This window comes from Poseidonocella sedimentorum (assembly GCF_900116005.1).
Taxonomy (GTDB): Bacteria; Pseudomonadota; Alphaproteobacteria; order Rhodobacterales; family Rhodobacteraceae; genus Poseidonocella; species Poseidonocella sedimentorum.
Genome location: NZ_FOYI01000002.1, coordinates 1 through 21,846, shown reverse-complemented (window position 1 = coordinate 21,846; position 21,846 = coordinate 1). Strand labels below are relative to the sequence as shown.

Sequence of the window (21,846 nt, the reverse complement as noted above, 5' to 3'; positions counted from 1 at the left end):
AACTAGAGAGCGGCGTCGAACCTGTCGCCTCCGATCCCGCGCGTTGCTCCGAAACGGACATACGACGCGGATCGCAAGGCCACGCGCCGGGCGTGCCACAGTGGCACGAAACGGACGAACAACGATCACGCGCCTTGGGCGGCTGGAAGCCGGCGCAAGGCACCAACGGAGAGAGGGAACACGCGATGATGAACCAAGCTGTGTCGACTGCAAATGCCGTTCCGGCCCTGCCGCAACACAATGCCGTGGAACTGACTGGCGGGGGCAAGACCGCGCAAATCGTGCTGGACGATCAGGTCTACGTCCTGCGCATCACCCGCGCGGGCAAGCTCATCCTCACCAAGTGATCTTCGCCGCAAGGCAATGAGGGCATTGACCCCTCAGTCCAGGGGCGCGGTCTGATAGAGGCGCACGGACAAGCCACCATGCGCCACCGCTGGCGCATCGGGAAAAAAGGGCAGGCCGGTCGAGCGCGCGAGCCCGCCATCGCTAGTGATGATGCCGACGCGCCATCCGGCGAATCGCTCTGAAAGGGTCTGGCCGAGTGCGCCGTAGAGCGCAAAGAGCGCCTTGCGATTGCCGATCCGCGCGCCATAGGGCGGGTTGGCGATCACAAGGCCGGGGCTGTCGCAGGGCGGTGTAAGCTCGCTCACCGGCTGGCGCGCAAAGCTGGTCCAGCCCTCGACCCCGGCGCGTTCGGCATTGGCCGCGCTGCCCGAAATCGCCCCCGCATCCCGGTCAAACCCAAAGAGGCGCGGCGCCGTCGGGGGCGCGCTGACCGTGGCGGACCCTTTCAGCGTCTCGAAGGCCGCCGCGTCATACGGCACCATAGATTGAAAGGCGAACTCCCGGCTGCGGCCCGGCCAGAGCCCCGCCGCGATCTCCGCCGCTTCGATGACAAAGGTGCCCGAGCCGCACATGGGATCGACCACCGGCTCGCGCCCGTCATACCCGCAGGAGCGCAGGAAGAGCGCCGCGAGATTCTCGCGCATCGGCGCCTTGCCGACCTGCGACTTGTGGCCCCGACGGTGCAGCGGCGCGCCGGACGTATCGAGGCTGAGTGTGCACAGATCGTCGTCGATCCGCACCATGACGCGCACCGCCGCCTCCGCATCTTCTGTCGCGCCCAGCGTTTCGGCGATGGCGCGGGCGACGCGCTGTGCGGCGGCGCGGTGGTGGTAGATTCGAGAGGCGCGGCAGACCGCTTCCACGCGGAATGGCACATCGGGCCGGAGCCACGCGGCCCAGTCGATCCGCCGGGCGCGCTTGTCGAGCTGCGCCAGGTGCATCGCCCGGAACTCGCCGATCCGCAGGATGACCCGCGCCGGCCCGCGCAAGACGAGGTTGGCGCGCATCGCCTCTGCCCAATCGCCGCGAAACGCGACGCCGCCGGGGCTAAGCTCCGCGCCCGCGAACCCCGCCGCGCGGGTCTCTTCAAGAAGCGCGGCCTCAAGGCCCGGCGCCACGGCGAGAAAAATTTCGTGCTGGTCACTCATCCAAGGAGCCTTAGCGCGCCCCGGCGCCGAGCACGAGGGGGATCACCCCAGGCATTCGGCGATTCTCGTGCTCAGATCGCGCAAAAGCGCGGGATAGAAGCCCGCGCCGGGGGGCAGGTCCGCGCCGACCGGGTCGAGATAGGCGATCCTGGCGCCGGTGCCGGAGAGGACGGTTTGCAGCAGCCCGGCGTTGAATTGCGGCTCGGCAAAACCGCAGCGCACGCCGCGCCCGGTGATATGCGCCTGAAGCGTCTTCAGCCGTGCCGGGCCCGGCGCCGCGGCATCGCTGAGCGCGACCGCGCCGGCGGAGGCAAGCCCGAACCGGGTCTCGAAATACTGGTAGGCGTCGTGAAACACGATGAAGGGCTGGTCGCGCACGGGCTCAAGCCGCGCGGCGGCCTCGGCTTCGGCCCGCGAGATCTCAGCGACGGCGGCCTCAGCGTTGGCGGCATAGGTCTCGGCGCCGTCCGGGTCGATGGCGGAGAGATACCCCGCAATCAGAGCGATCCAGCGGCGGGCGTTTTCCGGATCGAGCCAGGCATGGGGATCGGTGTCGCCGTGGTCATGATCGTGATCGTCGGTTTCGGCGGCGAAGAGGGCGTTTTCGCGGGTGTCGAGCTTGAGCGTGCCGGGGTGGCTCAGGAGCGCGAGTTTGCGCGCGTCCTGTGCGAGCGAGCCGAGCGCGGAGGGCAACCACGGCGTCAGCGCTTCGCCAACGTAGATCACCAGCTCGGCCTCTTGCAACGCCGCCGCTTCGGACGGGCGCAGCGCGTAGCCGTGGGGCGAGGCGCCGGGGCGCACCAGCGTCGTGACATCCTCATCGCCGCCCATCACATCGGCCACCAGCGCGGCCACCGGCGCGATATCCGCGACCACCCTGGGCCCCGCCACGGCGCCATGCGCCGCGCCCAACAGCGCAATTCCAGCCAGCAAAACAACTCCCAAACGCATCCCGGACACCTTCCATGAATTCAGCATCCGCGCTTGATAAATGTTATTCTATAACATATCAAGTCGAAACGCGCCGGGACCGGGCGCGGCGAGATCCGAGGGCGGAAGGCACAGTTTGATGATAGGTTTCGAAAAGCACGATCACGGGCATTGCATCACCGATGCGGTGAGCGAAGCAGAGCGCCACTGCGCGGCCGAGGGGCTTCAGTTCACGCCGATTCGCCGGCGCGTGCTTGAGCTTCTGCTTGCCGAGCATCGGGCGATGGGCGCCTATGAGGTGCTGGACCACCTGCGCGAGGAGGGGCTCGGCTCACAGCCGCCCGTGGCCTACAGGGCCTTGGATTTCCTGGTGAAACACGGGTTTGCCCACCGTATCGAAAAGCTCAATGCCTTTGCCGCCTGCGCCCATCCGGGGGAGGATCATGTCCCGGTGTTCCTGATCTGCCGGGGCTGCAACGGCGTCGCGGAAACCACGTCGGATACCGCGCGCGGCGTGCTGGTCAAGGACGCCGCGGCGACTGGGTTCACGCTCGAACGGGTCATGGTCGAGGGCGAGGGGCTTTGCCCGAAATGCACCGCGGATGACACTGCGGGCGGCGCGACTGGCGGGGCGCGGGCATGAGCCTTGTACAGCTAGAAGATGTCTCGGTGGCGCATGGGCGCAACACCGTGCTCAGCCATGTGAATTTTCGGATCGATCGGGGCGAGATCGTGACCGTCGTCGGGCCCAATGGGTCGGGCAAGTCGACCTTCCTGCGCGCGATCATCGGCGCGGTCCGCCCCGCGCGGGGGCGGGTGAGCCGGGCCAAGGGCTTGCGCATCGGCTATGTGCCCCAGAAATTGCCGCTCGATCCGACCCTGCCGATCACGGTGGGGCGTTTTCTGTCACTGCCCACGCGGGTTGCACCCGAAGCCGCGAAATCCGCTCTGGCAGAGGCCGAGGTGCCAGATCTCGCCGGGCGGCAGATGAGCGATCTGTCGGGCGGTCAATTTCAGCGCGTGTTGCTGGCGCGGGCGCTTCTGGCGCAGCCGGATCTGCTGCTTCTCGACGAGGCGACGCAGGGGCTCGATCAACCCGGCTCGGCGCGGTTCTACCGCCAGATCGAGGCGTTGCGGCAGGAGCGCGGCTGCGCTGTTCTCATGGTCAGCCATGAGCTGCACGTGGTGATGAGCGCGTCGGACCGGGTGATCTGCCTCAACGGGCACGTCTGCTGTGAGGGCCAGCCGGAGCACGTCGCCTCCGCGCCGGAATACCGCGCGCTCTTCGGCACCGGGACGCAAGGCGCGCTGGCGCTCTACCGCCACGATCACGACCACGACCATGATCATGCCCACGATCACGCCCACGATCACGCGCAGGGCCACCACGACCACGCCGACCCCGCCCCGGCGGCGCAAGCGCAGGAGGCCGCGCGATGACGCTGCTTGACGATTTCATGGTCCGCGCCGCCCTGGCCGGGCTCGGCGTCGCGCTGGCCGCCGCGCCGCTCGGCTCTTTCGTGGTCTGGCGGCGGATGGCCTATTTCGGAGACGCAACGGCCCATGCGGGTATCCTCGGCGTGGCGCTCGCGCTGGCCATGTCCGTGCCGATCTTTGCCGGGGCGCTCGTCCTCGCTTTGGCGATGGCGCTCGGGGCAACGGCGCTCGCGGGGCGCGGCTTCGCAATGGACACGATGCTCGGCGTGCTCGCCCATTCCGCGCTGGCGTTCGGGCTGGTGGCGGTGTCCTTCCTGCCCTCGGTGCGCATCGATCTGATGGGCTATCTCTTTGGCGATATCCTTGCGGTCTCCAAGACCGATCTCGCGGTGATCTGGATCGGCGCGGGGCTCGTGTTGGCGTTACTGGCCTGGCGCTGGTCGGCGCTGCTGACCGCCACCTTGGGCGAGGATCTGGCCTATTCCTGCGGCATCAACCCGGCCCGCGAGCGGCTGGTGCTGACGCTGGCGCTGGCGCTTGTGGTGGCGGTGGCGATCAAGGTGGTCGGGGTGCTCCTGATCGCCGCGATGCTGGTCATTCCGCCCGCCACGGCGCGGGTCTTTTCCAGCACGCCGGAGGGCATGGTCCTGCGCGCCGGGGTCTGCGGCGCGGTGGCGGCAGTGGGGGGCTTGCGCCTTGCGTTCTTGCTCGACACGCCGGCGGGGCCAACGATTGTCTGCCTCGCGGCGGTGCTCTTCCTCGTGGCCTATCTGATCCGCGGGGTATTGCCCGCGCGGGCTTGAGTCACTTCGGCGGCAGCGAGAGGGCGTGGCCCACGGCGAGGCTCCGCCAGCGGTCGAAGACCCGCGCCGGGCAGTCCTCCGCCGCGATCCGGTAGAGCCCGCGCATCCGCCGCCCGCCCATCTCCATGACCTCGCCATGGCCGATGGCGAGCGCGGCCGCGTCGTTCTCCACGCCCACACGGAACATGAAGACCTCGGCGCCGGAGGGCTCGATCCACGCCCCGCCGACCATGTGGCCCATGACCATGAAACAGGTCCCGCCCATCATGTTGCGCTCCGAGACGCCGACGAGCCCGCCCAGTGCCTCGCGGAACCGCGCGTTGAGCTCCTCCGAGATTGCCATGGCCCCCCCTTTCTCAGATCACTGCCAGGCCGATGAGGATCACCGCGGCGATGAACACCGTCTGGGCGGCGAGGATGCCAAAAGCGCTCCCACCGACGCGGCGCAGCTCGGCGATGGAGGTGCGCATGCCCACGGCGGCCACGGCCGTGACCAGAAGCGCGCGAGAGATCGCGTCGGCCGGTGCGCGCAGCATGTCGGGCACAAACCCGGCGGTGTTGATCGCGGCCAGCAGCAGGAAGGCCGCGACAAAACCGGGCAGCAACGGCGGCCGCTCGCCCCCCTCGCCCCCGGCCCCGCGCAGGACCAGCGCCCCGAGAAAGACCACCGGCGCCAGCAGCGTGACGCGGAAGAGTTTCACCAGCGTGGAGATATCGCCCGTCTCGTCCGAGACCGAATAGCCCGCGCCGACGACCTGGGCCACGTCGTGAATCGTCCCGCCGAGGAAAATACCGGTCTGCTGAGGGTCGAGGCCGAGGGTCCGGGCGAGGATCGGGTAGAGGATCATCGCCAGCGTCGAGAGCAGCGTGACCGAGATGACAGTGAAGGCCAGATCGCGCTCGCCGTCCTGCCGGCGGGGCAGGATTGACGAAATCGCCATCGCCGCCGAGGCGCCGCAAATCGCCACCGCGCCCCCCGTGAGGAAGGCAAAGAGCCGATCGCGCCCGACGAGCGGGACCAGCGCCAGCGAGGCGAGCACCGTGGCCGCCACGCCCCCGAGCACCAGCGCCACATGGGCCGGGCCGATCTCGGCCAGCATCCCCGCGCTGACCCGCAGGCCCAGCAGCGCGACGCCGATGCGCAGCACCGAGCGCGAGGCAAAGGCGATGCCGGGGGCGGTGCGGGCTTCCTCGGAGAGAAACTGCAACGGCATCCCCAGCAGGATCGCCATCAGCATCACCGGCGCGCCGTAGTGCTCCGACAGGAACTGGGCGGACATGGCCACCATTGCGGCCAGGGCGAGGCCGGGGAAGAGGCGCGCGGCGCGCCCGGCAAGGTCGTCTGTCACGGTGTCTCCTTCAATCGGGGATCAGCCCGCTCGGCACCCGGTCGGGCACGCCGAAGGGCGTTGTATCGGTGCTGGCTCCGGTCAGAGACTGAAGAAACGCGACCAGCGCGTCGATCTCTTCCGGGCTGCGCGCCGGCAGGTAGACATCGCGCGCCAGCGATTGCCTGTCCATCTCTCGTGCGTCGGTCTGAATGATGAAATCATACTCGGCAAGCCAATCCACCGCCGGCAGCGCGGCGAGGTCCCGCGTCCAGCGCGCCCGCGCGGTTTCGGGGTCGAGGTGGTGGCCGATCATGTCGTGCAGGGTGGGGTAGGCGCCGTTGTGTCCATAAGGCGCGGTCAGCGCGACATTGCGCAGCATCGGCGTGCGGAAGCGGTAGGCGTCGGCGAGATCGTCGCTCTCGCCAAGCCGGCCGAGATCGCGGGCGATGGGATCGAAGGGCCGGGTCCGGCCGGGACCGAAGGCGGGCAGCCCGAGCGCGCGGAACTTGTGATCGCTCAGCATTGGCCCGGCGTGGCATCCGCTGCAGCCCGCCTCGCCGAAGAACAGCGCCATGCCCGACTTTGCCTTGTCGCCGAGCGCTGTTTCGTCACCGCGCAGGTAGGCGTCGAACGGGCTGTCGATGCTGCGAAATTCTACCGAGATGAAGGCCGCGAGCGCGTTGGCGATCTCCACGATGGTGATCTCTTCGGGCGTCTCGATGTGGTCGAAAGCCTCGGTGAAACGCGCGCCATATTCCGGGATGACGCGCACCCGTTTGGCGATGATCGCCCAGCCCCGGTCCAGCCGGTCATTGATCGCGCCGCCGATCTCGTTCTCTTCCGGATCGCCGGCCATTTCCGCTTCGGAGGTCATCGGAAAGAGCGCCTGCGCCGCGACGACGGACGCAAGCCCGCGCGGAAGGCGCTCTTCGGCGGGCGTGTCGAACCCGTTGCCGTAAAGATCGCTTTGCGACACGCGCCCGTCATGCATGAGCACCGCGATCTCCGCCGCCCCGAGGTTCCACAGCGCGGGCGCGTTGCGCGGGATGCGCTTGTGGATGCGGGTCGCGCCGGTGCCGGGGGTGCGGTCGGGGCCGAGCCCCTCGCCGCCCTCGCCGATCCCGAGCGAGAGCCCGTCGGAGCTGCCGAAACGGGGGTGGTGACAGGTGCCGCAGGCGATGTTTTTATTGCCCGACAGGATTTTGTCGTAGAAGAGCAACTGGCCGAGCGCGGCCTGCCGGGGATCGACCTCCACGAAATCCGCCTCGCTCAGCGGGCGGGGCAGGTCAAGCGCCGCCGCTGGCCCGGCAAACCCGGCGAGACAGAGAAGGACGGCCCAGATATGACCCGGTTTTTGATTGCCTGCTTCATGGCGGTTTTGAGTTTCAGCCCGGCGCGCGCGGAAATCGAGACCGCGCGCGATCTGATGGAGGCGGGCCGGTTCGAGGAAGCGCGCGCGGCGCTTCTGCCCGCCGCGCGGTCGGGCAACGCCGATGCCGAGGAGCTCATCGGCGTGATGTATGCCATGGGCCTTGGGGTCGCGCGCGATGACCGGCGCGCCTTCGAATGGTACCTGCGCAGTTCGCTCAAGGGGCATCCCGGCGCGCAATCGGGTATCGGCTGGTACTACGAAACCGGCCGGGGTCTGCCCGCGCCGGACCTTGTCCGCGCCTACATGTGGTATGCGCTCTCGGCCATTGGCGGCGATCCCGATGCCGCGATCAGCCTTGAGGACATCACGCGGAAGATGACGGCGGAAGAAATCGAAGATGCTCATGTGCTTGTCGGTGACTACGGGGCCTGGCTCTATCCCCGGCGCTGATGCCGTGGTCGCGAGCGGCGGTCCGGTAGCCCCTTGCCCCCCTTTTCAAATTGCTTTTCCAATCGAGCCGGCGCGAAACGTCGCCGGCGCCGCGCCCGTCGCGGCGGCAGTGTCATGGCGGTCCGGAACCCTGCGCCCGCCGCAATACGCGGGCGCTCCGGTGCCACGATCCGATTAGATCACAATTTCTTGATCTGTAAAGCCCGCCCGTCGGGATCGCCCGCCCGTGTCTCCCCGCGGGGCGCCGGTCGGGCGGGCTTCGCGAGATCAGTTCAGGTCGGCATCGCGCGCGGCGCCAATCTCGGCTTCGGCCTCGGAGACGGCGCTGTTGAGGGCGTTGAAGATGTCCTCGCCGCGGGTCACGTTGGCTTTGAACCAGTTATAGACCGGCGCCGCGGCTTCCTTGAACGCGGCCTTCTGATCCGGTGTCGGCACGTAGAGATCACCGCCGCCTTCGACGAATTCCTCATAGGCCGCGATCGACTTGCGCTTGGGCGAGGCGAATGTCGCCTGTTGCAGCGCGTAGAACCCGTCGACCACAACGCGGCGCATGTCTTCGGGCATCCCGAGGAAGGACTCGTTGGACATCCACCACAGCGCGCCCATGTAGGCATGGCCGTCGAGCGTGACATATTGCAGGCCCGCATCGGGAAATTTCATGCCCATGATGTCGGTGATGCCGTTCTTGGAGCCTTCGACCACGCCGGTCTGGAACGAGGTGAAGAGTTCGGGCCACGGGATCGGCGTCGGGCTCGCGCCGAGTGCCTTGACCAGCTCTTGCGGCAGGTCGGCGACCACGGTGCGGATCTTGAGGCCCTCCATGTCGGCGGGTTCGGCGACGCGGCGCTTGGTGTTGGCGAAGTTGCGCCAGCCACCGGTGTTGCCGATGGTCATCAGGCGGATCGTGTCGCCGGAATCCTCGAGCGCCATGGCGCGCATCTCGCGGGTGAAATCGCCCGAGAGCACGGCCTCGGCGATCCGGTCGTCGGACATCAGGTACGGCAGGTCGAGCACCTGGACGTAGGGGAAGATCCCCGAGGCGCCGCCCGAGGTCGAGACATAGATGTCGATCGAGCCGTCGGCCACGCCCTGCAGGCATTCCGCGCCGTTGGAGCACAGCTGCGTGCCCATGAAGATTTCGACCTCGATGGCGCCGTTGGAGGCGCTTTCCACGAAGTTCTTGAAGACCACGAGCCCGTCGTAATCCTCGTCGTTTTCGTTGGAGTTCGCCGTGGCGCGCAGGGTGTAATCCTGGGCCGTGGCGGTCAGCGCCGTGCCGGCGAGAAGCGCCGCCGTGGCGAGGGTCCGAAGGGTTGAAGTGAGCATCTGGTCCTCCCTTATTGCTCTGGGTCGTTCAGTTGGCGAACCCGGTCAGGCGCGGGATCGTCATGGAAATGGCGGGAACGAAGGTGATCAGGAAGATCACCGCGATCTCGATGGCGAGAAACGGCAGGATGGCGCGGGCGATCGTCGTCACCTTCTCGCGTGAGACGGCGGCGGCGACGAAAAGCACCAGCCCCATGGGCGGCGTGGCGAGCCCGACGGTCAGGTTGACGCACATGATGATGGCGAAATGCACCGAGTCGATGCCGAGATCGGTGAAGACCGGCCCGAGGATCGGCCCGAGGATGATGATCGCGGGGCCCGCGTCGAGAAACATGCCTACCACGAAGAGCAGCAGGTTGATCAGGAACAGCAGGATCAGCGGGTTTTCTGTCAGCGTCAGGATGAAATCGGCGAGCACTTCGGGCGCGTGGCTCAGGCTCACCACCGTCTTGAACGACATGGCCGCGCCGACGAGCAGCAGCACCACCGCGGAGGTGAGGCCCGCGCGGGTGAAGACCTCGGGCAGATCCTTGAGCCGCATGCTGCGCAGCAGACCCAGCGAGACCAGCAGCGCGTAGGCCACGGCAACGGCGGCGGCTTCGGTCGGGGTGAAGACCCCGGCGAGGATGCCGCCGAGGATCAGCACCGGCGTCTGGAGCGGCAGGACGGCGCGTTTGCTCACGATGCGGAACTCAGGGCTCACCATCCGGCGCAAGGCCAAAAGCAACCCGTGGGCCAGCAGCACGCCGCCGCCAAAGGCAAGCCACCGTCCGGCGCTCGTCGGCTCCGCCCCCAGGGGGATGAATTGCGCGAAGAGCAGCCCGAGGTTGAGACGCAGGAGCACGAAGGAAAAGAAGTATTCGACCCGCCCGATCTGGGGGTTGTCGAACACCACGCGCCGCGCGGCGGGCAGCTCGTAGCGGTCGGCCAGAAGCCGCACCGTCACCATCAGCCCGACGCCCACGAGGATCCCCGGCACGATGCCGGCAAGAAAGAGAGCGGCGACGCTTTCGCCCATGACATAGGCATAGATGATCATGATCCCCGAGGGCGGGATGATCGGCCCGATGACCGAGCTGGCGGCGGTCACGGCGGCGGCGAAACGGCGGGTGTATCCCTCGTTCTCCATTGCCGGGATGAGCATCGAGCCGAGCGCGGAGGTGTCGGCCACGGCCGAGCCGGAGAGCCCGGCGAAGAGGATCGAGGACAGTATGTTGACCTGCGCCAGCCCGCCGCGCAGATGCCCCATGAGCGCCTGGGAGAATTCCACCAGCCGCAGTGTGATGCCGCCGCGGTTCATCAGCTCGCCCGCGAGCATGAAGAAGGGGATCGCCATGAGCGGGAAGCTGTCCATGCCGTTGTAAAGGTTGCGGTAAAGGAGCGTGAGGTCACGTTCCTGCCCGTTGAACAGAAGCACGATGCCGGGCGCCGCCAGCAGGCCGAAGAACACCGGCAGCCCGATCATCAGGAACAGCAGGAACAGCGGGAGGAACCAGATCAGGGTCATTCTGCGCCTCCGGTCGCGTCTTCGGGGATCGCGGGCAGGGCGGCCTCGGCCCCCCCGAGCGCGATCACCCGGCGCAGGATCAGCTCGACATTGACGAGGATCAGCAGCGCGAGGCCAACGACGAGCGACGCCATCATCCAGCTGCGCGGCACACGGTACCAGCTGTCGAAGCCGAGCGAGGTCGGCACGTAGAGCGAGGCGGTGGCGAAGCGGCCCCCGAGCCCGGTGACCTCCTTCCAGCCGATCTGGATCGCCAGCACGAGGACGATGAGCGAGAGGGCGAGCAGCAGGAGCGACAGCAGCCGCCCGACGAGATTGGGCAGCGCGAGTGCGAGCGTGTCGATCGCCACGAACCCGCCGCGGCGCAGGGCCGTGGGGGCCATCAGCCCGGTCATCCAGAGCATGCAGAACCGCGCGGCCTCATCGGGCCAGGGCAGGGCGTTGTTGAGCAGGTAGCGAAACACCACCTGCACGAGGATCGCCACGACCATCGCCCCCATGGCCAGCACGCCGATCCCCCGGCCAATGGCCAGGAGCCCCTCGTTGACCCGGTGCAGAAGTCCGAGCCCCGCCAATATTGCTTTCATCCCCGTTCCTCCCCGAACCCGGACTGCTACTCTGCCGCGAAGACCCCGATACGGCCACGAAAAAATGCCAGCGCGTCACCATCTTCGCGCAGTTCGGCGCGCAGCACGTGGCCCAGCATGATGGCATGATCGCCGCCGTCGTAGACCGCCTTGCGCCGGCATTCGAACCGCGCGAGGCATCCGTCGATCAGCGGCACGCCCTCCGGGCTCAAGCGCGGCGCCTCCCCGCGCAGCGCATGAGCATCCTCGGCGATCGCCCAGCAGAGCGGCGCCTGCTCGGCCGCGAGCACGTGGATCGCGAAATGTTCGGCCCGGTCGAAATGGGCAAAGCGGCGCGAGGCGCGCGCCGGTGACCACAGCACGAGCGCCGGGTCGAGCGAGACGGAGGTGAAACTGTTGGCGGTGATCGCGACGGGGCCGGCGTCCGAGCCGCAGGTCACCACGGTGACGCCGGTGGCGAACCGCCCGAAGGCATCGCGCAGCAGGCGGGTGTTGCCCGCGTCCGGGGCAAAGCGCGTGACCTCGGGCGCGGCGCCCATCAGGGGACCTCGGCCCCGAGCGCGGCCTCGTAGAGCTGGAACCATTCGGTGCGCGCCAGATTGACGTCGAGCGCATCGGAAATCCGCTTGATCCGGTCGAGCGAGTTGGTGCCCATCACCGGCAGGATCTTCGCCGGGTGGCGCAAAAGGAAGGCCACGGCGACCGCCGCGCGATCCACGCCCCGATCCGCGGCGATGGCATCGAGCCGCGCCCCGAGAGCGCCCGCATCGCCCATCAGCGTCCCGCCCCCGAGCGGGGACCAGGCCATGACCGGGAGCGCCGCCTGCTGGTGGAACGCCAGATCGCCATTGCTGAAGGGCGCAGTCGCGGTGAGGGACAGCTCGATCTGGTTGGTGGCCAGCGGCGTGGCCATGGCCGATTGCAGCAAGGACCAGTCCCAGGGACGGAAGTTCGACACGCCCACCGCGCGGACCTTGCCGCTCTTGACCACCTCGTCAAGCGCCGCGCCGGTCTCTTCGTGATCCATCAGCGGGTCCGGCCGGTGGATCAGCAGCAGGTCGATCCGATCGGTGTGCATCAGGCGCAGCGAGTGCTCGACCGAGGCGAGGATATGGGCGCGCGAGGTGTCGTAGTGCTTGACCGGGGTGCCTGCGTGGCGGCCGATCGGGGCGATGATGTCGCATTTCGTGACGATCTCGATCCGGTCGCGCAACTCGGGCGTGAGCGCGCGGCCAAGCAGCTCCTCGGCGCCGTAGTCGCCATAGATGTCGGCCTGATCCATCGTGGTGATGCCCTGATCGAGACAGGCGGCGATCTTGTCGCGCACGTGTTCGGGCGAGGTATCGGCATCATCGCCGAGCCGCCACATGCCATAGACGAGGCGGCTGAAACTCAGGTCCTGGGTGATCGAGACGCGGTCCATCAGCGGCGGACTCCTTGGGCAAGAGGGGTTGCGGGGGGCTCTGCGGGGACGCGGCCATAGGCCTCCGGCAGGGAGCATGTCTTGAGCTGGGGCAGCACGCGGGCGCCGAAATGTTCGGCCTCCTCGATATGTGGATAGCCCGAGAGGATGAAGGCGCGGATGCCCATCTTGCGGTAGCGCTCCAGCTTGGTGAGCACCTGATCGGTCGAGCCGACAAGCGCCGCGCCGCAGCCCGAGCGCGCCCGGCCGATGCCGGTCCAGAGGCCGGGCTCCACATAGCCGAACTTGTCGGCCAGCTCGCGGTTGCGCGCCTGATGGGCCACGCCGAGCGAGGTGGAATCATGCGCCCGCTCGCGGATCATCCGGCCATAGTCGTCATCGAGTTTCGACACGATGTGATCGGCGTAGTCGCGCGCCTCCGCCTCGGTGTCGCGCACGATCACATGCACCCGCAGCCCGTAATCCAGCGTCCGCCCGTGGCGCTCCGCCGCCGCATGGGCCGCGCGCATCCGCCCTGCGAGCTGATCCTCGGTTTCGGGCCACATGAGGTAGACGTCGCAATGCTCACCACAGAGCTCCAGCGCCGCCGGGGAATAGCCGCCGAAATAGAGCAGCGGGCCGCCGGTCTGGTAGGGTTTGGCCGGATCGGTCGTGAGGCCCTCGAATTGATAGATCTCGCCCTTGTGGTTGATCTCGTCACGGGTCCAGGCCTGTTTGAGGATCTCCACCACCTCGCGCGAGCGGGCGTAGCGATAGGCGCTGTCTGCCGTCTCGCCGGGGAAATCGGAGGAGATGACGTTGAGCGTCAACCGGCCCTCAAGCATGTGGTCGAGCGTGGCGACGGTGCGGGCGAGCATGATGGGCTGCATCTCGCCGCACCGGATCGCGGCGAGCATGTTGATCGACGAGGTGATCGGCGCGCAGCCGGCCACGAAACTCAGCGTGTCCTGCCCGACCTGATAGGAGGAGGGGCAGAGGATGTTGCGGAACCCCTGCGCCTCGGCGGTCTTCACGATCTGCGAGCAGTGGGCCCAGGAGGAGCGCAGATCGCCCTCCGGCACGCCGAGAAAACGGTAGTCATCCGAGCAGAGCGCCGCGAACCACGAGACCTCGGCGGCGTCGAGGTCGGGCGAGGTGATCGGGACGATGGTCATGGGCGGCGCTCCGGGTCTGGGCGGTCTGTCGGCGATTTCCCAGTTGCGTAGCAGCCGAATTGATGTAGATCAATAGTGTATCAATAATTGCGGATACACGCCCTCGATGCCCAGTGCCCCCGCCATAGCCGCCTCGGAAAACCCCACGGGCCTGCCGGTCTATCTCCAGATCAGCGAGATGCTGATCCGCGAGATCGCGGTGGGGCGGCTGGCCGACGGGGCGCGGCTCCCGCCCGAGCGGGAGATGGCGCGCGAGCTCGGCGCCTCGGTCGGCACGCTGCGCAAGGCGCTGGCGGAGTTGGAGGCCAAGGGCATGCTGGAGCGGCGGCAGGGGTCGGGCAACTACGTCCGCGCCAATGATGCCGCCCAGAGCCTTTATTCGATGTTCCGGCTGGAGCTCATCGGCGGCGGCGGGCTTCCCACCGCGCGGTTTCTCGACGTGGCCGAGATGGCCAAGCCCGCCGATCTGCCGGGTTTCGGCACCTCCGGGCGCGCAACCCGGATGCGGCGGCTGCGTCTGCTCAACGATACCCCGATCGCGGTCGAGGAGATCTGGCTCGACGGCGCGGCGGGCGAGGTCCGGCCCGCGGATCTTTCCGAATCGCTCTACCACTATTACCAGACCCGGCTCGGGTTCTGGATCGCCCGGGCGGAGGATCGCGTCGCCATTGGCGCGGTGCCCGGCTGGGCCCCGGGGGAGTTTGCCCCCCGGCCCGGCGCGATCACCGGGTATATCGAACGGCTGAGCTGGGCCCAGAGCCCCGAGCCGGTCGAGTTTTCACGCACCTGGTTCGACACGGACAAGGCGATCTACCTGCAACGGCTGCGATGAGGGGCCCATGACCAAGACGATAACCTACGGCATCATCGGCTGCGGCATGATGGGACAGGAACACCTGCGCAACATCGCGCTTCTGCCCGGCGCGCAGGTCGGCGCGATCTATGAGCCCGATCCGGACATGGCCGCGCTCGCCCGCCGGCTCGCTCCCGGCGCGCGGTTTTTCACCGATCTGGACGCGATGCTCGCCAGCGACCGGATCGATTGCCTGCTGATCGCCAGCCCCAACCATCATCACCTCGCCCAGCTCGAAGCCATCGCCCGGGCGCGGCCCCGCCCGGTCCTGGTGGAAAAACCTCTGCTGACCCACGAATCCGATCTCGCCCGGCTTGCCGCCTTCCGCGCCAGCTATGCCGCGCCGGTCTGGGTCGCGATGGAATACCGCTACATGCCCGCGATCGCCGAATTCCTGCGCGCCGCGCCGGGGGCCACGGGCGGCATCCGGATGCTGAGCCTGCGCGAACACCGCTTTCCCTTCCTGCCCAAAGTGGGCGACTGGAACCGTTTCGCCGATCAGACCGGCGGCACCTTCGTAGAGAAATGCTGCCATTTCTTCGACCTGATGCGCCTTGCGCTCGGGGCGGAGCCGGTGCGGATCATGGCCTCGGCGGGGCAGGACGTGAACCACCTTGTGCCCGACGAGACCGGCCCGCGCGCGGATGTGCTCGACAACGGCTACGTCATCGTCGATTTCGAAGGCGGCGCCCGGGCGCTGCTCGATCTGTGCATGTTCGCCGAGGGCTCGGAGTATCAGGAGGAGATCTCCGCCGTGGGCCCCAAGGGCAAGATCGAAGCCCGCGTGCCGGGGCCTGCGCGGTTCTGGCCCGAGCGCCTCGGCCCACCGCCGGAGGGGCAGCTCATCCTCAGCCCGCGCCACCCCAAGGGCGCGCTGCGCCGCGCCGTGCCGGTCCCGCAGGACCTTCTGGAGGCCGGCGATCACAACGGCGCCACCTTCTACCAGCATCAGCGGTTCCTCGCCCTCGTGCGCGGCGAGACCGGCGCGCCGGAGGTCACAATCGAGGACGGGCTGATCTCGGTGCTGATGGGCCGCGCGGCCGAACGCTCGGCCCGCGAGGGGCGCGCCGTGGCCATGGCCGAGATGCTCGCGCTCCATGCGCAAGGCGCGGCGCAGGCGGAGGGGCTCGCGGCGGGCTGATCCCCGTGCGCCGCTCGGTCTGAACCCGGTCTGAACCCGGTTCGGTCTCGGTCGGGCCTCGGTCAGGCGCGCAGGCCCCGTCCGCAAGCGCACAGATCGCCCCCTCGCAATGCGCGCCCATGCCGCTAATATCTCTGGTCAACGGCGCCGGGCCATCCGGCGCGCCATGCGATGACCAAGGAGGCCCCCCATGGCCGATGACACACCCCTGCGCAAATTGCAGACCCAGGGCGTCCATCATATCACCCTGCTCGGCGCCGACCGGCAGACCTCGATCGATTTCTGGGAAGGCGTGCTCGGCATGCCCTTCATCTTCGAGCAGCCCAATCTCGATGATCCCGAAGAGGGCCATCTCTATTTCGATCCCGGCGACGGGCGGCTGATCACGATCTTCACCAACGAGAGCCGCGCGCCGACCCATCGCCGTGTGCCGATGGTGCCCGGCGCGGTGCACCACCTTGCGCTCAACGTGAGTCAGGCGACGTTCTGGCAAGCGCCCAAACGGCTCGACGCGCGCGGTATCCCGCACTCGGGGCCGACCGACCGCGGCTTCATGGACTCGATCTATTTCACCGATCCGCTCGGCTTTCTCATCGAGCTCGCGAGCTACCGGTTCGAGCCGCCGGAGGGCTGCCGCCACGCCGATGTCATGATCGAGGCCCACCGGATTCGCGTCGCGCGGGGCGATTACAACATCGACCGCGAACACCTCGCCGATGCGATCGAGCTGCTGGTGGAGCGCACGCAGCAGACCCTCTCGCCCTCGCGCGCGCCCGCCGATCCCTACTGAGGCCGGGCCCAGCGCAGCCACCGGCGGCGATTTGCGACACGCCGCCGCAGCGGGCGTCCTCGGCTGTCAAGTCGGACAAAAGACGGTAGAGTGCGGGTATTCCATGTCAGCGATTCCCACACGGGTGCAGAGTATCATGAGCGTCGAGAGTCACAGCGCGTTTCCCGATCTGAGCGATCAGGAGGGAACAGAAGAGGCGCCCCGCGACGGGGCGGCCGATCCCGCCGAGGCGGAGCGTCCCATGGGCCAGGCGGTCTGGCGCGGGTGGCGCGGCAAATGCCCCAACTGCGGCTCCGGCCCGCTGTTTCGCGGCTATCTCAAGGTGCGCGAGACCTGCCCGGTCTGCGACGAGGATCTCCACCACCACCGCGCCGATGACGGCCCGGCCTATCTCACGATCCTGGTCGTGGGTCATATCGTGGTGCCGCTTCTGCATTTCGTCTTTGTCACGTGGCGGCCCGATCCGATGACGCTCTTTACGCTCTTTGCCGTGCTCAGCGTGGCGCTGTCGCTCTACCTGCTGCCGCGGCTCAAGGGCGTGGTCGTGGGCATCCAGTGGTCCCGCCGGATGCACGGGTTCGGACGGTCGGACTATGGCGCCCCCGCGGGGTGAGCCCCGCGCGCCGGCTGCGACTGAAGCGGCGGCGGACGGGTCCGGGGCGGTCATCCGCCACGCGGCGGCGGTCATCGCGCTGCGCGATGCGGATGGGCCCGCGCCATCGATCCTGATGGGCCAGCGCGGCGCGCGCGCGGCCTTCATGCCCTCCAAGATGGTCTTTCCCGGTGGCGCGGTCGATCCGGGCGACGCGTCCGTCCCGCTGTCGGGCCCGCTCTCGCCCGGCTGCCGCGCGCGGCTGGCCCAAGGGGCGGGCGGGGTCTCGCCGGAGGCGCTCGCCGCTGCCGCGATCCGCGAGCTTTGGGAAGAGACGGGTCAGATCCTTGGCGCGCCGGGGCCGTGGCCCGAGGCCGCGCCGCTCGACTGGCGCGGGTTTGCCGAGGCCGGACTGCTTCCCGCGCCGGGCGCGCTCCGGTTCCTCTTTCGCGCGCTGACCCCGCCGGGCCGTCCGCGCCGCTTCGACGCGCGGTTCTTCATCGTCGAGGCCGAGGCGCTCGCCAGCGATCTCGATGATTTCTCCCGCGCGGGGGATGAGCTTTCGGGGCTGCGCTGGGTGCCGCTGGCGGCGGCGCGCAATCTCAACCTGCCCTACGTGATCGAGCTGGTGCTGGCCGAGATCGATGCCTGGCGCAGGCATCGCGCCGCACCCGAAGCCGTGCCGCATCTGGTCAATGACGCCGCGGGCAGCCGTGTCACGCTCCTGCGCGGCTGAGCCTGCTCAGAGGTCTTCGGTCTCCACCACGATCGGCGCCTTTACGGTCGGATCGCAGGCGACCATCGCATTGCCGGGATCGCTGATGATGAGCCCGCCGGCCTGCCGGCAGGTCTCGAAGCCCATCCGTCCGTTGATGACCATGTATTCCGTCGGGCCCGCCGGGATCGCCGCCGCACCGCCGCTTCCGCCCGCGGGCATCCCCTCCATGCAGCCTGCCAGCGGCATGAGGCCAATCGCTACCATCCAACCTGTCTTCACGCGCCTTACCCCGTCTCGTCTGGCCTGTTCAATCGGGGCGCAGTTTCGCCCCGTTGCCCCGGGTTTGTCCATCGCCGGAGCGCCCGAGCGGGCGCGCGGGGCGCGCAAGGCTGGGCGGGAGGGGGATTTTGCGGTAGAGTGTCACCATTCAACAACAGTGATTTCAACCAGAGGCCGCGATGCCGCCCTTTCCCCGCCCGCCGGAGTTCCCCTACGACACCGCGACCGAGATCGCGGCGCTGCGCCGCTGGCGCGACACCAAGCCGGGCCGCTCGATCCCGCCGCGCGGGGCCGGAAACCTCCTGCTCGCCTCGTGGAACATCGCCAATCTGGGTGATCCGGGCCAGCCGCGCGATGCGCGGGATCTGGCGCTCATGGCCGAGATGATCAGCTGGTTCGACCTCGTCGCGATTCAGGAGGTCAAGCGCGATGCCGGCCCGCTGCAGGCCCTGCGCGCGATGCTGCCCGAGAGCTACCGCGCCGTCTTCACCGACTGGGCCGGCAATAACGAGCGCCTCGCCTATCTCTACGACAGCGCCGTGGTCGAGCGGCTGGAGCTTGCCGGCGAGATCGCCGTGGCGCCCGCCTCGCAGCGCTATGTCCGCCTGCCCGGGATCGAGGCCAAGTTCCGCGGCTTTGATCGCAACCCCTTCGCCGTCGGCTTCGCGCGCGAGGGGCTGCGCCTCACCGTGGTCAACGCCCATCTCTACTTCGGCTCCGACAGCACCCGCCACAAGAACCGCCGCGCACTGGAGAATTATGCCGTCGCCCGCTGGGCCGATCTCAACCGCAAGAGCGCCGATGCCTATACCCGCAATGTGATCGTGATCGGCGATCTCAACATGCCCAAGGCCGAACCGGACGATCCGATCTATGCCGCCCTGACCAAGCGCGGGCTCTTCCTGCCGATCCACCAGACGCGCATCGGCACGACCATCGCGGGCGATGCCCACTATGACCAGATCGCCTTCTTCCCCGGCCAGTCGGCCACGCGCTTCCGCACCTCGGGGGTTTTCGATTTCGACGGGGCCGTCTTCGCCGAACTCTGGCAGGCCGAAGGTGAGCGCCCCTTCGACGCCTTCGTCCGATATCACCTCTCCGATCACCGCCTCCTCTGGGCGCAGTTCGATTGCGCCGAGGAGGCGGGCTGACCGATCAGTAGGGCATCGGGCAGGCGCGGTGGGCCGCGTCGATGTCGTTCAGCACCTCTTCGCTCAACGAAAGGCCAGAGGCGCCGAGAATGCGGTCAAGCTGCGGGATGCTGGTCGCGCCGAAGATCACCGAGGTCATGAAGGGGCGCGCGGCGGCCCAGGCGATGGCCATTTGCACCGGGTCGAGCCCGTGTTTCGCGGCAATCCCCAGATAGAGCGCCACCGCCTCATAGGCGCGCGGCACGTTGCGCCCGCCCAGATCCGGGCCGATTGCCTTGCGCGAGCCCTCGGGCACGGCGCCGTTCTGATACTTTCCGGTCAACAGCCCCGTCGCCAGCGGCGAATAGGCCAGCAGCCCCACATCCTCATGATGCGCCAGCTCCGCCATATCGGTGTCGAAGAGCCGGCAGAGCAGCGAATATTCGTTCTGCACGCTGACCGCCCGCGGCCCGCCGCGCGCCTCGGCAATGCGCACCCACTGCGCGAGGCCCCAGGCGCTCTCGTTCGAGAGGCCGAAATGCCGGATCGTGCCGCGCTTGCGCTCGGCCTCCAGCGCGTCGATCACCTCCTCCATGTTGGCGATGGTCTCGGCGTGGTCCTGATCGGTCGCGTCGAAGGTCCAGTTCTGGCGGAAGGCATAGCTGCCGCGGTTGGGCCAGTGGAGCTGGTACAGGTCGATGTAATCGGTGTTGAGCCGGCGCAGGTTGCCCTCGATGACCTCGGGGATCGACTGGCCGGTGATCGGTGCGCCGCCCCGGGTGTGGCGAAAACCGGCGCCGGAATGCTTGGTGGCGACGATGAAATCCTCGCGCCGCCCGCCCCGTTCGAACCATTGCCCGATGATCCGCTCGGTGCGGCCCACCGTCTCGGCGAGGATCGGCGTGACGGGATACATTTCGGCCGTGTCGATGAAATTGATACCCGCATCGAGCGCCCGGACGATCTGCTCATGGGCCTCGTCGAGATTGTTCTGCGAGCCCCAGGTCATGCTGCCGAGGCACAGCTCGGACACCATGACATCGGTGCGGCCCAACCGGTTCATCTTCATGCGACGCGTGCTCCTTCTGGTCTGTTCCGCGCGGAAATCCGGCGGAAATTTGGCGGAGATTGCGCGGAGGGCGCGCGGAAGGCAAGGGCCGCGCGCCATCACCCGGATCGGGGGGCGGGGCCGGGTTGAGAACATTTGGCGAACATGGCTAGACTGGCGGCATGACGACTCACCTTCTCGACCGCCGCCCCACGCGGGACCGGCCCGTGATCCGCCTCGGCGAGGAGATCGCCCTCGCGCGCGGGGTGGTGCATGAATGCTGCGACACGGGGCGGCGGAGCTTTGCGCTCTGGCTCGCGGGGGCGATGGAGGGGCCGGTGCTCTGGATCGGCGCGGCCTGGGAGCGCGCGCGGCTCTATCCGCCGGGCATGGTGCCCTTCGCCGATCCGGGCCGGTTCCTCTTTGTGGACTGCGCCAAGCCCGAAGACATGCTCTGGACGATCGAGGAGGCGCTGCGCGACGGCGCCGTGCCGCTGGTGGTGGCCGATCTGCAGGGGTTGCCCAACCTGACACAGGTGCGCCGCATGACGCTGGCCGCCGAGGAGGGCGCATCGATTACCGGCCGGCCGCCGCTCGCGCTCCTGCTCACCCCGGGCGAGGGCGGCGCGCGCGGGGTCGAGAGCCGCTGGTCCATGCGCCCCATCGCCCAGGAGGACGGCGGCCCGCGCTACGACAGCGCGGGCTACGCCGACGCGGGCTATCGCGGCCCGCCCTGCGGCAGCCTCGCCTGCGGCCCCGACGACCGCTGGCACCTCACCCGCCAACGCGCCCGCACCGCCCCGGTCAGGGATTTCCGCGTCGCCAGAGCGGAGGGCGCGGGGCTGCGGGTGCTGGCGGCGGCACCGGGCTCCCCGCTTTGATGCGGCGGTGGCAGGGGGGCGGCAATCGGATCGCCGCTTGCGTCCAGAGCTACAAGGCCGCCCACCTCCCCCCGGCGCGGGACAAGGCCGATAGGCCGCCGCGCCAGCGCAGGACCGTCCCCGCGGTCATGCGCTTTGCACTGGCCCGTAGACCTTTGAGTGAGGAAGTATCTTGGCACCATTAAGCGCACCGTTCAGCCGTTGCAGCGCATTCCCACGGTCCTGCGCTGGCGCGGCTTGGTGACGTCCACGGACGTGGTGTAGCTGGCGGTGGCCATCGGGTTTCCCGGTAGGGTTGGGTTGCGACAACCAACCTGAACCAAGGACGACACCCGATGACCAAACCTATGATGGACCTGCGTGCGCTTGTCGAAAAGAGTGCCGATTCCGACCTGCTGCGTGAGATGATCGGCTTCGCAGCCGAGCGGCTGATGGAACTTGAGGTCGGCGCCAAGACCGGTGCCGATTACGGCGAGAAAAGCAGCGATCGGCTGGCGCAACGGAACGGATACCGCGACCGAGACTGGCAGACCCGTGCGGGCAGCGTCGAGCTGCGCATTCCGCGTCTGCGTACCGGGTCGTACTTCCCGTCTTTCCT

26 protein-coding genes are annotated in these 21,846 nt (G+C 68.4%); 13 read left to right on the top strand and 13 right to left on the bottom strand.

Features of this window, described 5'->3' with window-relative positions; genetic code table 11:
- Window positions 1-185: 185 nt before the first annotated feature.
- Window positions 186-347 carry a hemin uptake protein HemP gene (hemP, locus tag BM353_RS03065; RefSeq protein ID WP_092077491.1) on the top strand — a complete coding sequence of 54 codons (162 nt, stop codon included), beginning with the start codon at window positions 186-188 and terminating at the stop codon, window positions 345-347.
- A 33-nt stretch (window positions 348-380) separates the two neighbouring features.
- On the opposite strand, the gene BM353_RS03060 is transcribed toward hemP, so the two are convergent.
- Both BM353_RS03060 and BM353_RS03055 read right to left on the bottom strand, forming a co-directional pair.
- A complete protein-coding gene (locus BM353_RS03060) occupies window positions 381-1,496 on the bottom strand; it encodes a THUMP domain-containing class I SAM-dependent RNA methyltransferase (RefSeq protein WP_092076540.1) in 1,116 nt (371 codons plus the stop codon).
- A 42-nt stretch (window positions 1,497-1,538) separates the two neighbouring features.
- Window positions 1,539-2,447, bottom strand: a complete 909-nt coding sequence (locus BM353_RS03055) for a zinc ABC transporter substrate-binding protein (protein WP_245759544.1) — start codon at window positions 2,445-2,447, stop codon at window positions 1,539-1,541.
- A gap of 118 nt (window positions 2,448-2,565) precedes the next feature.
- Between BM353_RS03055 and BM353_RS03050 the strand changes: the two genes are divergently transcribed.
- Genes BM353_RS03050 through BM353_RS03040 form a run of 3 tightly spaced genes read left to right on the top strand, consistent with a single transcriptional unit; the run spans window position 2,566 to window position 4,666 of the window.
- Window positions 2,566-3,069 carry a transcriptional repressor gene (locus BM353_RS03050; protein ID WP_092076536.1) on the top strand — a complete coding sequence of 168 codons (504 nt, stop codon included), beginning with the start codon at window positions 2,566-2,568 and terminating at the stop codon, window positions 3,067-3,069.
- Window positions 3,066-3,866, top strand: a complete 801-nt coding sequence (locus BM353_RS03045; protein WP_092076534.1) for a metal ABC transporter ATP-binding protein — start codon at window positions 3,066-3,068, stop codon at window positions 3,864-3,866. Before BM353_RS03050 ends, BM353_RS03045 begins: the two co-directional genes overlap by 4 nt.
- 2 nt (window positions 3,867-3,868) lie before the next feature.
- Window positions 3,869-4,666 (top strand): iron chelate uptake ABC transporter family permease subunit, encoded by a 798-nt coding sequence (locus BM353_RS03040; RefSeq protein ID WP_092077489.1) that lies wholly within the window; start codon window positions 3,869-3,871, stop codon window positions 4,664-4,666.
- 1 nt (window position 4,667) lies between these two features.
- Here the strand turns inward: BM353_RS03040 and BM353_RS03035 are convergent, their stop codons facing one another.
- From BM353_RS03035 to BM353_RS03025, 3 genes are read right to left on the bottom strand one after another with little or no spacing between them, the layout of a single operon-like run.
- Window positions 4,668-5,009, bottom strand: a complete 342-nt coding sequence (locus BM353_RS03035; protein ID WP_092076532.1) for a hypothetical protein — start codon at window positions 5,007-5,009, stop codon at window positions 4,668-4,670.
- 13 nt (window positions 5,010-5,022) lie between these two features.
- Window positions 5,023-6,015 (bottom strand): YeiH family protein, encoded by a 993-nt coding sequence (locus tag BM353_RS03030; RefSeq protein ID WP_281248101.1) that lies wholly within the window; start codon window positions 6,013-6,015, stop codon window positions 5,023-5,025.
- A gap of 10 nt (window positions 6,016-6,025) precedes the next feature.
- Window positions 6,026-7,252, bottom strand: coding sequence for a cytochrome-c peroxidase (locus tag BM353_RS03025; protein WP_245759543.1), 1,227 nt, complete (start codon window positions 7,250-7,252; stop codon window positions 6,026-6,028).
- Window positions 7,253-7,339: 87 nt separating this feature from the next.
- Here BM353_RS03025 and BM353_RS03020 point away from each other — a divergent pair, with 87 nt between their 5' ends.
- Complete coding sequence (locus BM353_RS03020; protein ID WP_092077483.1) at window positions 7,340-7,819, top strand: tetratricopeptide repeat protein; 480 nt, start codon at window positions 7,340-7,342, stop codon at window positions 7,817-7,819.
- A gap of 267 nt (window positions 7,820-8,086) precedes the next feature.
- On the opposite strand, the gene BM353_RS03015 is transcribed toward BM353_RS03020, so the two are convergent.
- The 6 genes from BM353_RS03015 to BM353_RS02990 are packed head-to-tail and all read right to left on the bottom strand — an operon-like array spanning window position 8,087 to window position 13,816.
- Window positions 8,087-9,145, bottom strand: a complete 1,059-nt coding sequence (locus tag BM353_RS03015; protein ID WP_092076530.1) for a TRAP transporter substrate-binding protein — start codon at window positions 9,143-9,145, stop codon at window positions 8,087-8,089.
- Window positions 9,146-9,173: 28 nt separating this feature from the next.
- Entirely contained in the window at window positions 9,174-10,652 is a 1,479-nt protein-coding gene (locus BM353_RS03010; RefSeq protein WP_092076528.1) for a TRAP transporter large permease, read from the bottom strand.
- Complete coding sequence (locus BM353_RS03005; protein ID WP_092076526.1) at window positions 10,649-11,239, bottom strand: TRAP transporter small permease; 591 nt, start codon at window positions 11,237-11,239, stop codon at window positions 10,649-10,651. Before BM353_RS03005 ends, BM353_RS03010 begins: the two co-directional genes overlap by 4 nt.
- A 26-nt stretch (window positions 11,240-11,265) precedes the next feature.
- Entirely contained in the window at window positions 11,266-11,778 is a 513-nt protein-coding gene (locus BM353_RS03000; protein ID WP_092076524.1) for a flavin reductase family protein, read from the bottom strand.
- The gene (locus BM353_RS02995; RefSeq protein WP_092076522.1) at window positions 11,778-12,662 is read right to left on the bottom strand and encodes an aldo/keto reductase; all 885 of its coding nucleotides are present in this window, start codon (window positions 12,660-12,662) and stop codon (window positions 11,778-11,780) included. The genes BM353_RS03000 and BM353_RS02995 overlap by 1 nt, the downstream gene beginning before the upstream one ends.
- On the bottom strand, window positions 12,662-13,816 hold the full coding sequence (locus BM353_RS02990; protein WP_092076520.1) for an LLM class flavin-dependent oxidoreductase: 1,155 nt from the start codon (window positions 13,814-13,816) through the stop codon (window positions 12,662-12,664). Before BM353_RS02990 ends, BM353_RS02995 begins: the two co-directional genes overlap by 1 nt.
- A gap of 106 nt (window positions 13,817-13,922) precedes the next feature.
- Between BM353_RS02990 and BM353_RS02985 the strand changes: the two genes are divergently transcribed.
- The 5 genes from BM353_RS02985 (at window position 13,923) to BM353_RS02965 (ending at window position 17,928) form a co-directional block, all read left to right on the top strand.
- Complete coding sequence (locus BM353_RS02985) at window positions 13,923-14,648, top strand: GntR family transcriptional regulator (RefSeq protein WP_092076518.1); 726 nt, start codon at window positions 13,923-13,925, stop codon at window positions 14,646-14,648.
- A gap of 7 nt (window positions 14,649-14,655) precedes the next feature.
- A complete protein-coding gene (locus BM353_RS02980) occupies window positions 14,656-15,810 on the top strand; it encodes a Gfo/Idh/MocA family protein (protein ID WP_092076516.1) in 1,155 nt (384 codons plus the stop codon).
- Between the two features lie 208 nt (window positions 15,811-16,018).
- A complete protein-coding gene (locus tag BM353_RS02975) occupies window positions 16,019-16,600 on the top strand; it encodes a VOC family protein (protein WP_092077481.1) in 582 nt (193 codons plus the stop codon).
- Window positions 16,601-16,736: 136 nt separating this feature from the next.
- Window positions 16,737-17,213 (top strand): DUF983 domain-containing protein, encoded by a 477-nt coding sequence (locus BM353_RS02970; RefSeq protein WP_092076514.1) that lies wholly within the window; start codon window positions 16,737-16,739, stop codon window positions 17,211-17,213.
- The gene (locus BM353_RS02965; RefSeq protein ID WP_177220441.1) at window positions 17,194-17,928 is read left to right on the top strand and encodes an NUDIX hydrolase; all 735 of its coding nucleotides are present in this window, start codon (window positions 17,194-17,196) and stop codon (window positions 17,926-17,928) included. The genes BM353_RS02970 and BM353_RS02965 overlap by 20 nt, the downstream gene beginning before the upstream one ends.
- A 6-nt stretch (window positions 17,929-17,934) precedes the next feature.
- On the opposite strand, the gene BM353_RS02960 is transcribed toward BM353_RS02965, so the two are convergent.
- Complete coding sequence (locus tag BM353_RS02960) at window positions 17,935-18,174, bottom strand: hypothetical protein (protein WP_143104089.1); 240 nt, start codon at window positions 18,172-18,174, stop codon at window positions 17,935-17,937.
- Between the two features lie 194 nt (window positions 18,175-18,368).
- On the opposite strand from BM353_RS02960, the gene BM353_RS02955 reads away from it, so the two are divergent.
- Window positions 18,369-19,340 (top strand): endonuclease/exonuclease/phosphatase family protein, encoded by a 972-nt coding sequence (locus tag BM353_RS02955; protein ID WP_092076510.1) that lies wholly within the window; start codon window positions 18,369-18,371, stop codon window positions 19,338-19,340.
- Between the two features lie 4 nt (window positions 19,341-19,344).
- Here BM353_RS02955 and BM353_RS02950 read toward each other — a convergent pair whose 3' ends face one another.
- On the bottom strand, window positions 19,345-20,388 hold the full coding sequence (locus BM353_RS02950) for an aldo/keto reductase (protein ID WP_092076508.1): 1,044 nt from the start codon (window positions 20,386-20,388) through the stop codon (window positions 19,345-19,347).
- Window positions 20,389-20,549: 161 nt separating this feature from the next.
- Here BM353_RS02950 and BM353_RS02945 point away from each other — a divergent pair, with 161 nt between their 5' ends.
- Window positions 20,550-21,248 (top strand): ImuA family protein, encoded by a 699-nt coding sequence (locus BM353_RS02945; RefSeq protein ID WP_092076506.1) that lies wholly within the window; start codon window positions 20,550-20,552, stop codon window positions 21,246-21,248.
- 335 nt (window positions 21,249-21,583) lie between these two features.
- Window positions 21,584-21,846 (top strand): transposase (locus BM353_RS02940; protein ID WP_177220440.1); only part of this gene is annotated, 263 nt, incomplete at its 3' end.